Below are 10030 nucleotides of genomic sequence, written 5' to 3'. Positions count from 1 at the left end.
GCTCCACCTTCAGATTGGCGCGGCCCTCGTCGTCGAAGGCTTGTGGACGGCGCGTCGGGTTGCCGCTGGCGTCGGGAAATGACGGGGTCTGCGAACCGGTGAACCCCACCAAGGAGGGCCGGTAATTCGGCTGCGCGTCTGCGCGCTCGAGTAGGAGCACGACGGCGGCCCATTGGCCGGCGTGGCTGCCGAATTCCGTGGCTTCGATGTTGGTGCAGTCCGCGTCAAGCGATTGTTCACGGGCAGGGAAGAGGAAGTAGTAGCACAGCAGTGCCGGGTTGAGGAAGGTGTCGACGACCTTGCCCAGATCGGGGGCTGGCACAGTCGCGGCGAGGCGACGCAGCCGTTCCGTGTCGAAAAGTTCTGTGTGGTACCAAAACTGGCTGCCGTTCAGTTTCGGCTCATTGGTGTAGCGGTCGTGAATGGCGTCCCGATTAGCGAAGTCATTGGAGCTGGTGGCCGTGACGTCGGGCTGTGAAACTCTGGCCTTATCGATCCATCCCCCTACTTCCAGGAAGTGCTCGGTTTGCTCGGAGTCATGGTTGCCGGGGGCGCCGATGTAAGTGGACCTGCTCGCGTCCTGAGTCTCAATCCCTCCGGAGGGAACCGCCGGGTGACGGGGGAACGGCTGTGTGCTGCCAGCGCCCCAGTCCGCCTTGTCGTCGAACGGCGGAGCGACGGCGACCCACAGCGCTGCGTTCTCGACATAGCGCTTCGCGTCCGACGGGAAGAACGATTCATCCGGGTGGCAGAACAGGATTGGCTCGAACTTACGGGCGAGTTGTTCGTGGCTCTCGACCGGACCGGGGGCCGGAACAGCGGGCACGGCGGCGGCCTTGACTTCAAGCGCGATGGCGAAAGAGTTCGCCGCACCGCCCGACCATGTCCAGTCAACGGTGGCCGTCGCGCCGGGGTGGTCTTGGCACTGAAGCGCCGCCGATGGGCCGAGTCCGGTGTTGGGCGACTGCACGTCAATCTGGGCGAAGCCTGGACCCGCGGTGATCGGGTGCACAGAGGTCAGGCCGATTGCCGCCACTGCCAGGTTCGCCGCTGGGTCACCAAACGCGCTGAGCGGCACAGACAATGAGGTGGCCCCGGCCGCCGTCGCGCTCGGATGCTGGATGACCGCAGCCGACCCGTTCGTCCCGCCCGTATCGACGTTGTCGTATTCGAACACCGACCAGGCGCACAACGCCTGGGTTTGCCCGGCGAAGTCGAACGTGATCGCACCAGGGGGCGGTGCGGCCCCGACGGCCAGAGCGCGCAGGCACGTCAGCCGATGCGCACCGCTGCTTACGCTCTCGACAGCCTCCCAGGTCAGCCCAATGCCGGTCAGTGTTGGTGCGGTGGGGGTCGGCGGTAAAACACCCGCGCTGGCGTTGAGCACGAAGGCCAGCAGGAGTCTGTCGGCGGATGGATTGATAGCCGCGGTGGTGTAGCTGGACTTGCTGACAGCGACGCTTCCAGCGGTAAGGTTTGTGCGGTTCACTGTGCGGTTCTCTCATCACGATTGTGGTGTCCGTCCAACATCGCCATGAACTGACGATCGCAGTCGGGCGATCCCACCTCGGATCGGAAGCGGCGCAGACATTCCGACTGACGTAGAGACATGACATCGGGATTGACATCCGGTGCGATCCCGGCTGCTTGCAACGCGGAGGCCAGCTCGACGAGCACACGGGCCATCGCAGGACTATCTAATTCGCCTGCGCGCCAATGCGCCCTATACCGCTTAGCCGAATCGGCAAGGTGCTGACGTAGCCGCGGCCCGTGATTCAGCGCGTCGCGCAGCAAGCTGTTCGCGGCCGCCATGGCCTCGGCCTGCAGCCGGTCGGCGCAATCGGGATTGCTGTCCATCCATCGGCGGAGCCGTCGAAGATAGTCATCCCAGCATGCCGCCGTTTCCGGATCCATCGGCCTGTCGAAGAAGTCGTCAAAGACGCGGCGGGGGTTCGCCCGCCAAACCTTTACATCGTCGAGTAGTCCGCGGATGGGTAACCCTCCGCTCGGGGCGTTACCGATCGTCACCCCGGCGCTGGCTTGCACCGGCCGGAGCGGCCCACTGGTCGCGGCTACGAGGATGCCGTCCAAGAATAATTGCTGATTCGCCACGCCATCATGGAGAAAGCCGACCGTCATCCACTGTCCGGTCGGGACTTTGACATTCGGCACGACAGCATGCAGAGCAGTGCTTACCTCGGTATAGCCCAGCGGATTACTGACGAACCAGGCCCTGAGCCCCCCCGCCCGGATATCGAACTGAACGGACCCGGCATCTATCAGACGGAAAACGGCCGGGCCTCCTCCGGCCGGAGGAGGATCGAGTAGCAAGGTGACCTCGCCTCGGATAGCGTCGAGCGGCTGCCAATCAGTGTTCGGGGGGATTTGGATCGCCGCGTCAGTTGAATGGAAGCGAACAGCGCCGGAGCCGGCCGTGGCTCCGGCGGCCACGAAGTCGCTGTCGGCGAGATCGACTGTTACACCTGAACTTCGGTGATTGGGGGACAGATCGTATACAACCCCGGGTGTCCCCGAATACGTGTGGTGACAGATCAATTCCCACTGATTGGCCATCGCCCCTCCCTGCGCGCCGTAAGAGAACGGCTCTCATGGACTGTATGCCCCCAGATCCGCGCCGTGGACGTTATCTCGCATAGGCATGCGGGCAGGACGATCTCAAGCGAACGGATGATCGCATCGTCGATCCATGCGTCATCACAAAGGCGCTTAAGCGATTCGGGGCGTTCCGTCGGGGTGGGTGAGGGTTTCGGCGAGCCCGGCGAGGAGCAGGTCGAGGCCCCGGTTGAGTTCGGCGGCGCCGTCGTAGGAGGCGAGGACCGCTGCCAGGGCGCGGAGGTGGGGGAAGTCGGTGATCGACAGTCGGTGCAGGCCGAGCCGCAGAACGTGGTCTGTTTCTTCGGGTCGCTCGACGATTTCCTGCAGTTCATCGATGACGTGGCCGTACAGGTAGGCGAATAGCACCCGGTAGATGTGCAGGGCGTCCTCGCCGGAGAACCCGGCGGCGATGAGCAGGGTGAGGACGTCTTCGAGGGGCCGTAGCGTTCCGGGCGGTCGTTGTCCAAGGGGGGTGGCCAAGGGGCGGGTCACCAGCAACGGCACGACGTTGGGGTGTGCGAGTGCGAGTCGCCGAAAGTCGTGGGCGACGGTGCGCAGCTGTGCGGACCAGTCCGGGTCGGTGGTGTCCACCGAGAGCTCGGTCAGGACGAGTTCGGCGACGCCGTCGAGCACGGCGGCTTTGTTGGGTAGGTGGCGATAGAGCACCGTGGTATCGCGATTGACCGCCTCGCTGAGACGGCGCATCGACAAGCCATCCTGGCCGTCGCGGTCGACGATCTCTAACGCGGTCTGCAAGATGAGCGACCGGGTGATCGGGCGGCCATCGGCGCCGCCGACTGTGACGGAGGGCCCTGCACCGTCAGTGGTCTTGTCCAGACCGGGGGGCTGTTTCATGGCAGCAGCACCTCCTCCGGTGACACTGTAGACCAATGGTGTATGTCAACGCTGTTGACAGGCCGTCTACCTGGGTGTGTACTGGGGTTCTCGCATCGGAATTAGAGGCATCGCCATGATGGTCATCGTCGGATTAGTTGTTCTGCTCATCGGGGTGATTGTCGGGACCGTCGGGGTGCTGGGCAATGCCGGGGCCACTCACCCGCTGGCAGAGAACTTTTCCGTGCTGGGTTATCACGTGACCGGGTCGACCGGCACATTGTTCCTGTCTGGGATCGTGGTCGGCGCGGTGGGGTTGCTGGGTCTGAGCGTGTTGTTGGCCGGCGCCCGACGCAGCGCGGTGCGTGGGCGCGACGCCCGACGCGACCTTGCACGTTCTCAGCGCGAGCCGGCGTTAGTGAAACGTCACCCCACCCAAGAGCTTGAACACCCAGGCGCCACCGCCACCGACTCGACGGTGAGTTCGACAGCAGCTCACCCCCGCAGGCGCGGTCTTCCCCTATTCGGTCGCTGGGCGCGTCGTCGGCAAACACGCCACGTCGACACCTCTGCGTAAACCAGCGCAGGTCGCTATCTCGCTCAGCCCGCCGTCGCGGTCTGTGACCACCGAAGAAATGAAGGAATCCGCTATGAGCATCGGTAAGAAGCTCGCCCACAAAGCCGAAGCCGCCAAAGGCGCCACCAAGAAGTATTTCGGCCGCGCCACCGGCAACACCCGCCTACGCACCGAGGGCCGCGCCGATCAGGCCAAGGCCAACGCCAAACAGGCAGGGGCAAAAGTCAAAGACGTCTTCAAACACTGACCGACACTTCCCAAGTACTTCTCCACAACCCGTCAAAAATAAGGAGCCGAAATGGCTACCAGCACAACCGTTTTGATCATCGTCGCGGCCGCAGTCGTGGCCATCCTGCTCATCGCAGGACTCACCTGGGTGGCACGCAACAAACGCAGCCAACAGCGCCGCGTCGAAGCAGACAAGATCCGCGAGAACGCCAGGCACGAAACCCTGCTAGTCAAACAACAGGAAGCCCTCGCCGACGAGACCGCCGCCAAAGCCCGCGCCGCCCAAGCCGAAGCCGACGTCAAAGCGGCACAAGCCTCCGGTCTGCAACAACAAGCTGCCGTCCACCGCGATGAAGCGGTCACCTCGCGCGACCACCTCAAAGGACAGTTCGACCGCGCCGACACTCTGGACCCGGCATCCCCAGCATCCGACACCCGCGCGCCCGTCCACAACGAACCATGACCCACCGCCGGGTCGCGATGAACCCCGCGATGTGACGGTCGCCGCGAACCGAACCGGCGACCGTTCAATGAAGTTGTGCACCAAGGGCATTGGTGATCCGGTCGCGCTACGCGGCGCACGCTGACCGCAAGACGTCAGGCGTCCACGCCGGCCACGGCGGCAAGCCGACGCAAAAACCGTCGTTCACCTGGGCGACGATGCGGGGGCCTTCAATCCCGCTGTTGTCGTACACCGTCGCAGAATCGCATCGGATGGTCGCGGTGGCGACAAGTGCCCAAAGCCGTTGGTAGCGTTCGCGAATCTTGTTCTCGGGCACATCGTGTCCGCCCGCGCTGACCCGGTGCCGGACCCGCTCGACCGCCAGGTCCTCGGGGATGAGCAGGACACGTGTCGGTGCATCACGGCAGACTCCTACTCATGTCCGAAATGGAAGCGTCTTCGGCGGTGGCCGTGTTGGGCCAGGCGAGTGAGTAAGTACATTGGTACCATTGCACTGGTAGAAAGGTACCCCAATGGCGTTGAACATCAAAAATGTGTCAGTCCACGAAGCGGTCAAGCAGATCGCGAAAATCACCGGCGAGTCCCAGGCGCAGGCTGTAGCGACCGCGGTCAACGAGCGTCTGGCCCGACTTCAGGGCGACGATCTCGCGAGCCGGCTCCTGGCCATTGGCCACAGGACCGCCAGCCGGATGAGCCCACAGACCAAGCTGGCGGACCACGGCGCGCTGCTCTATGACGAGCGAGGGCTGCCGGCATGATCGTGGACACGTCGGCAATCATCGCGATCCTCAGAGAGGAAGACGACGCCGCGCTCTACGCTCAGTCCATCGCCCACGCCGACGCGCGGAAGCTCTCTGCGGCAAGCTATCTCGAATGCGGAATCGTCCTGGACTCTCAGCGAGACCCGGTCATTAGCCGAGGTCTCGACGAACTCATCCACGAAGCCAAGTTTGTGATCGAGCCGGTGACCGAGCACCAGGCTCGCTTGGCCCGCCAGGCCTACGCAGATTTCGGCAAAGGCAGCGGCCACCCCGCCGGTTTGAACTTCGGTGATTGCCTCGCTTACGCCCTCGCGCTCGACTTACGGGAGCCGTTGCTGTGGAAGGGCGACGACTTTGGGCGCACTGGGGTCCAATCCGCGATGAGGGGATCAGGCGCATAGCGAATGCTGCCTGCCACTCCGGTCGTGTTACCGGTGTCGGTCAAAGTCATTGCGCCCCTGCCCATCCTCCCGGTGCGCCAATTATTCGTTCAACGGCCAGTTTTCGAGGAAGACTTTCACAGCGCGTTCGACCGCCAGTCCGCGCACGTTGGGGACCCAGTCAGCTCCCATGCTTCTGATCACGGCTCTCGCGAGCAATTCGTTAACGGCCGCACGCTGTTCGTTGGTAGGTTCGCGCGTGCTACGAAGCTGCGCAAGAAGATTGGGGTCGGCCTTGGCCAACTCATCCTCGATAATCGCGGAAGACTCTGGCGGCAAAGCGTCGAGAGCGCTCTTCATCAATGTCTCCAACCGTGATGGTTGTTCGGCCAGGCAGTGATCACTTCCCCATCCTTATTCAAAACCACCGTCGCATCTTTGCCCTGATAAAGGTAAGAGCCCTTGCCTTGTTCATTAATTTGATAACTCGGCGGTGAAAGTGGATGCTCCACGGCGTCCTGCAGGGCGCTGTCGCTGACCCCGTGCCCGTCTCGACCCTCAATCTGCTCTTGCCCGTGGCCTGTATAACCGTTGATTCGTTGAGGCGGAGGAAATGGCGGCTCGGCCGTATCAGGATGTTGAGCGGGTTCCTCTCCTTCTATGGGTACCTTGAGGTCGTGCAGACGTGCCCTGATCGCGGCCTGCTTGTCCAATAGCGGCTGTTTGTCGGCGATGCATGAGTCGTACGCTCCCTGCTCGGTCGGTAAGACGAAGGTACGTCCACATCGAGCGTTCCAAGCATTGATGTCGGCGTTGACGCCGGCCCACGCTGCGCGAGCCTCAGCTTCGGTCATGTCCTTCGGATCCACTGGCAACGGCGAAGGTGGATCTTGTTTGAACGTGTGGCTGTCGACGGCGCGGACTTGGCCGTTGGTCGGCGGCGTCTGCGGGAAAGTGGTACCAACGCCGGCCGCAGCCGCGGTGACTCTGCTCGCGACCTGCGCATCCGCGCTAACCAGTTGAGCTGCACGCCCGCCGATGTCGGCGGCGAATGTTTGCGCCGCAGCCTGGCGAGCGGCCCGCTCGGCGGCTGACCCACCAGACGTCCGGTCCGTGACCGAAAGATCTTCGCCCACTTGGAATCCCGCTGAGCGGGCGTCCTCAACCGCGTAGCGCACCTGCGCGCGGGCCGCTTCCAATTCCGAAGCCCCGCCGCGCGCCACGCTGGCTGCTGACTGCAGTTGATCGACCACCGCGCTGGTGGTCATCATGTCCGCGTGGGTGTCGGTACGTAGCGCCTCGGCGGCCTCACCGGTCCAATCGACGGTCAGCGCGTCGCTCCAAACCCCGTGGGCCACGCTATAGCTACGCTCGCCCACGGTTTCCCAGTGCGTGGCTGCCTCGGTGAGATGGTCAGTGGGCCAAGCCAACAGGGCCGACAGAGCGGGAGCCCCCGCGACCGCCGCCATTGCTACTCGCTGATCATCGGCTGAAAGACAGCAGCCACCGCGGCTGTCGACGCAGCTTCCTGGAAGAGATAGCTGAGGTCGGCTTGGACGATGCCACTGGCGCGCTCACCGACCCGCGCCGCCAGCCCGGCGGTGAATGCTGTGACGTCGACGTGCGCGGCGTTGACGGCGGCCGCGCTGGTCTGACACGACAATCCCAGACCCGTCGGCGCAACCGTCTCGTTGAGGTCACCCACCGAAGCGCCCCAACGAGTAGCCATAGCGTGCACACCAGCAGTGTCGACGTGCAATTCCTGCCCCACGGGCCGAAGTGTAGGCAGAACCTCACACGCCAACCAGTCACCATGGCGGCCGGTGGTTTCGACGCAGCTTGTCACCGCGACAAAGCCGCGATGAATCACGCGGGAACTCCTGCGTAACACTGCGGGTAACTGCACATTCGGTGGTCAACCACGTGTCAATTGGTCGCCTAGTGTCGAAGTCGATGGACAACCCACTGCGGCATCCTCCCGGAGTGCCGCGCGTTGAAAAGCCGCGGGCAGAAGGTCAATTCCTCCTGGCCGACGGCCGTCGACTCGGCTATGCCGAATTCGGCGATCCCGCGGGTCCGGTGGTGCTGTGGTTCCACGGCACACTCGGCGCGCGGCGCCAATTCCTCGCGAAGGGTCGGCGGGCCGCCGACAAGCTCGGCCTGCGGGTCATCGTCATCGAGCGGCCGGGCACCGGGCTGTCCGATTCGCACCGCTACACCTCGGTGAGCGAGTGGGTTGCCGACATGGCGCAGGTGGCCGACGCGCTCGACGCCGAGCAGATCGGCGTCGTGGGCATGTCCGGCGGAGGCCCCTACGCGCTGGCTTGCGGGGCGCTGCCGCCACTGGTCGACCGGGTGGCTGCCGTGGCCGTTCTCGACGGCACCGTCCCGGCGGTCGGTCCCGAGGCCACCCGCGCCGGCGTCACCAACGTCGCCCGGCGGTTTGGTCTTATCCTCACCCAGTTGCGCCGGCCGTTGGCGGTGATTGCCACCATCTTGTTGGCGCCTCTAATTCCCTTTGCGCACTACGCCTATCGCCTCTACATGCGGATGTGGCCCGAAATCGATCGGCAGGTCCTGGACGATCCTGAAGTCGAGGCGATCTTCGTCGATGACATGGTCAATGCCTTCCGCGGTCGTTGCCTGGCCATGGTCGATGATGCCCGTCTTCTCGGGCGCGACTGGGGTTTTCGGCTCGTCGACGTGAAGGTGCCGGTGCGATGGTGGCACGGCGAGACCGACCACGTCGTTCCGATCGACGGCGTGCACACGGCCGTCGCGCGCCTTCAGGACGCAGTACTTACCGTGCGCCCCGAGAGCCACCTGGGCGGCTTCGCCATGACCGAAGAAGTCCTCGCGCACATGCGCGCGCAGCTCTCGGGCGGGTCCGGAGCCTGCGATCTCCCGGAGTTGCGCAGCAGCTAACGCATCTGCGGTCCACGCGGCGCCCGAAGGTCGTGTGTAACTCCGCTGACACGAGCTGCGAAGATTGATCGAGCGTGTCCGTATCCATGACGAAGGGGACTATCGTGCAGATCTCTAAATTCCGACTGGCGGTTGCCGGTGTGATCACGGCAGCCGGCTTCAGCATCGTCGGTGCAGGGGCGGCCTACGCCATCCAGCCACACATGGTCAGTGCGAGAGACCACCTGAATCAGAGCCTCTCTGATTTGCAGACCGCCGAACCCTTCGATTCGGGTGGCCACCGTGAACAGGCGATCGAGATGGTTCGACTAGCGATCGACGAAGTCAACCAGAGTATCGACTACGCCGAGCTACACCGGTAGCACCCAGTCGCGTTCTGCTGCGATTCCGCCGGTGATCAGCGATCACCGTCACCGCAAATTCGCTCTGAGGCGGGCACTTCGCATGATGGTGCGGGGATGGTGAGTGTGGGGCGGACTCGACGTCAGTTGACCGGACACAGCGGCGCGGCTCCGATAACGTCGACGGACGTGACCGGCGCCGCGACCCGAACAGTGCTTGCCGGTGTCTTGTCCATCGGGCTGGCGGCAGTATCCGTAATCGCTGACCCTGCTGACCTCTCCGCGGCGCCGGTGGCGCGCAGCGCTTATGTGACCGTTTCGGTGGCCACGGTGTGGACCACCCCACAGAGCCCGCGTCCAGTCGACCATCCCGCTCTGACAAATCCGGTCGATATTCGCGGCTGGCTGTCCGCTATGACGCCGGACCAGCAAGAAGCGCTCACCTCGGACAATCTCGACCAAACGCAGGCCCTCTTCGGCGACCGGGTGGTGGTGGTGGGGGAGCAGGGCGACTGGGACGAGGTAGTGGTCCCCGATCAGCCCACACCGAAGAACTCTCAGGGCTATCCCGGCTGGATTCCCAAGGCCCAGTTGACAATCGACGCGGGCTACTGGGCACTGAAGGAATACGGTCCGTTCGCGCTGGCCGATCGCGGCATCACCGCCTGGCTCTACCGCGAATCGGGACTGTCCGATCGCGACCTCGAGATCAGTACCAACACCCGGCTTCCCGTCCTGAACCGCACCGATAAGGCAGTTCAGGTGGCCACCCCCGATCGCGGCCCGAGGTGGCTGGATGCTCGAACGGTGGCGGTCTACGAAAAGCCCGCGGACATACCGCATCCCACCGGAGCTGATCTGGTCCGGTACGCCGCCGGGTTCGTCAACGTCCCCTACGTGTGGGG

General features: G+C 64.1%; 13 protein-coding genes and 2 pseudogenes. 8 read left to right on the top strand and 7 right to left on the bottom strand.

What is annotated here, in order from left to right:
* The 3 genes from VGH54_RS13580 to VGH54_RS13570 form a co-directional block, all read right to left on the bottom strand.
* Positions 1-1489, bottom strand: a 1489-nt coding sequence (locus VGH54_RS13580) for a hypothetical protein (protein ID WP_331512537.1), incomplete at its 3' end; no start/stop codon positions are given.
* Entirely contained in the window at positions 1486-2574 is a 1089-nt protein-coding gene (locus VGH54_RS13575; RefSeq protein WP_331512535.1) for a LamG-like jellyroll fold domain-containing protein, read from the bottom strand. The genes VGH54_RS13580 and VGH54_RS13575, both read right to left, overlap by 4 nt.
* A gap of 153 nt (positions 2575-2727) precedes the next feature.
* Positions 2728-3471 (bottom strand): TetR/AcrR family transcriptional regulator, encoded by a 744-nt coding sequence (locus VGH54_RS13570; protein WP_331512534.1) that lies wholly within the window; start codon positions 3469-3471, stop codon positions 2728-2730.
* Between the two features lie 115 nt (positions 3472-3586).
* Here VGH54_RS13570 and VGH54_RS13565 point away from each other — a divergent pair, with 115 nt between their 5' ends.
* The 3 genes from VGH54_RS13565 to VGH54_RS13555 all read left to right on the top strand — a co-directional run bounded on the left by VGH54_RS13565 (position 3587) and on the right by VGH54_RS13555 (position 4718).
* Positions 3587-4027: a hypothetical protein gene (locus tag VGH54_RS13565; protein WP_331512533.1), complete on the top strand. Its 441-nt coding sequence runs from the start codon at positions 3587-3589 to the stop codon at positions 4025-4027.
* Between the two features lie 73 nt (positions 4028-4100).
* The gene (locus VGH54_RS13560; RefSeq protein WP_331512532.1) at positions 4101-4274 is read left to right on the top strand and encodes a CsbD family protein; all 174 of its coding nucleotides are present in this window, start codon (positions 4101-4103) and stop codon (positions 4272-4274) included.
* A gap of 51 nt (positions 4275-4325) precedes the next feature.
* Complete coding sequence (locus VGH54_RS13555) at positions 4326-4718, top strand: hypothetical protein (protein WP_331512531.1); 393 nt, start codon at positions 4326-4328, stop codon at positions 4716-4718.
* Between the two features lie 106 nt (positions 4719-4824).
* On the opposite strand, the pseudogene VGH54_RS13550 reads toward VGH54_RS13555, so the two are convergent.
* Positions 4825-5103: pseudogene (locus tag VGH54_RS13550) on the bottom strand (ATPase); the annotation flags it as partial.
* 127 nt (positions 5104-5230) lie between these two features.
* On the opposite strand from VGH54_RS13550, the gene VGH54_RS13545 reads away from it, so the two are divergent.
* Entirely contained in the window at positions 5231-5476 is a 246-nt protein-coding gene (locus tag VGH54_RS13545; RefSeq protein ID WP_331512530.1) for a type II toxin-antitoxin system VapB family antitoxin, read from the top strand.
* On the top strand, positions 5473-5880 hold the full coding sequence (locus tag VGH54_RS13540; protein ID WP_331512529.1) for a type II toxin-antitoxin system VapC family toxin: 408 nt from the start codon (positions 5473-5475) through the stop codon (positions 5878-5880). Before VGH54_RS13545 ends, VGH54_RS13540 begins: the two co-directional genes overlap by 4 nt.
* Positions 5881-5961: 81 nt before the next feature.
* On the opposite strand, the gene VGH54_RS13535 is transcribed toward VGH54_RS13540, so the two are convergent.
* The 3 genes from VGH54_RS13535 to VGH54_RS13525 are packed head-to-tail and all read right to left on the bottom strand — an operon-like array spanning position 5962 to position 7630.
* Positions 5962-6219, bottom strand: coding sequence for a hypothetical protein (locus VGH54_RS13535; protein ID WP_331512528.1), 258 nt, complete (start codon positions 6217-6219; stop codon positions 5962-5964).
* Positions 6219-7328 carry a hypothetical protein gene (locus VGH54_RS13530; protein WP_331512527.1) on the bottom strand — a complete coding sequence of 370 codons (1110 nt, stop codon included), beginning with the start codon at positions 7326-7328 and terminating at the stop codon, positions 6219-6221. The genes VGH54_RS13535 and VGH54_RS13530 overlap by 1 nt, the downstream gene beginning before the upstream one ends.
* Before the next feature lie 2 nt (positions 7329-7330).
* Entirely contained in the window at positions 7331-7630 is a 300-nt protein-coding gene (locus tag VGH54_RS13525) for a hypothetical protein (RefSeq protein ID WP_331512526.1), read from the bottom strand.
* 182 nt (positions 7631-7812) lie between these two features.
* Between VGH54_RS13525 and VGH54_RS13520 the strand changes: the two genes are divergently transcribed.
* The 3 genes and pseudogenes from VGH54_RS13520 to VGH54_RS13510 all read left to right on the top strand — a co-directional run.
* Positions 7813-8784: an alpha/beta hydrolase gene (locus VGH54_RS13520; RefSeq protein WP_331512524.1), complete on the top strand. Its 972-nt coding sequence runs from the start codon at positions 7813-7815 to the stop codon at positions 8782-8784.
* A gap of 74 nt (positions 8785-8858) precedes the next feature.
* Positions 8859-9146, top strand: coding sequence for a hypothetical protein (locus VGH54_RS13515; protein ID WP_331512523.1), 288 nt, complete (start codon positions 8859-8861; stop codon positions 9144-9146).
* A gap of 168 nt (positions 9147-9314) precedes the next feature.
* A pseudogene (locus tag VGH54_RS13510) lies at positions 9315-10030 on the top strand (hypothetical protein); the annotation flags it as partial.

The organism is Mycobacterium sp. (assembly GCF_036488105.1).
GTDB lineage: Bacteria > Actinomycetota > Actinomycetes > Mycobacteriales > Mycobacteriaceae > Mycobacterium.
This window is presented reverse-complemented; position numbering and strand designations above follow the sequence as displayed.

Coding starts and splice junctions, on each gene's coding strand:
- VGH54_RS13570 (WP_331512534.1), bottom strand. CDS start 3,471: ATGAAACAGCCCCCCGGTCTGGACAAGACCACTGACGGTGCAGGGCCC.
- VGH54_RS13530 (WP_331512527.1), bottom strand. CDS start 7,328: ATGGCGGCGGTCGCGGGGGCTCCCGCTCTGTCGGCCCTGTTGGCTTGG.
- VGH54_RS13520 (WP_331512524.1), top strand. CDS start 7,813: ATGGACAACCCACTGCGGCATCCTCCCGGAGTGCCGCGCGTTGAAAAG.
- VGH54_RS13545 (WP_331512530.1), top strand. CDS start 5,231: ATGGCGTTGAACATCAAAAATGTGTCAGTCCACGAAGCGGTCAAGCAG.
- VGH54_RS13540 (WP_331512529.1), top strand. CDS start 5,473: ATGATCGTGGACACGTCGGCAATCATCGCGATCCTCAGAGAGGAAGAC.
- VGH54_RS13535 (WP_331512528.1), bottom strand. CDS start 6,219: ATGAAGAGCGCTCTCGACGCTTTGCCGCCAGAGTCTTCCGCGATTATC.
- VGH54_RS13560 (WP_331512532.1), top strand. CDS start 4,101: ATGAGCATCGGTAAGAAGCTCGCCCACAAAGCCGAAGCCGCCAAAGGC.
- VGH54_RS13575 (WP_331512535.1), bottom strand. CDS start 2,574: ATGGCCAATCAGTGGGAATTGATCTGTCACCACACGTATTCGGGGACA.
- VGH54_RS13565 (WP_331512533.1), top strand. CDS start 3,587: ATGATGGTCATCGTCGGATTAGTTGTTCTGCTCATCGGGGTGATTGTC.
- VGH54_RS13555 (WP_331512531.1), top strand. CDS start 4,326: ATGGCTACCAGCACAACCGTTTTGATCATCGTCGCGGCCGCAGTCGTG.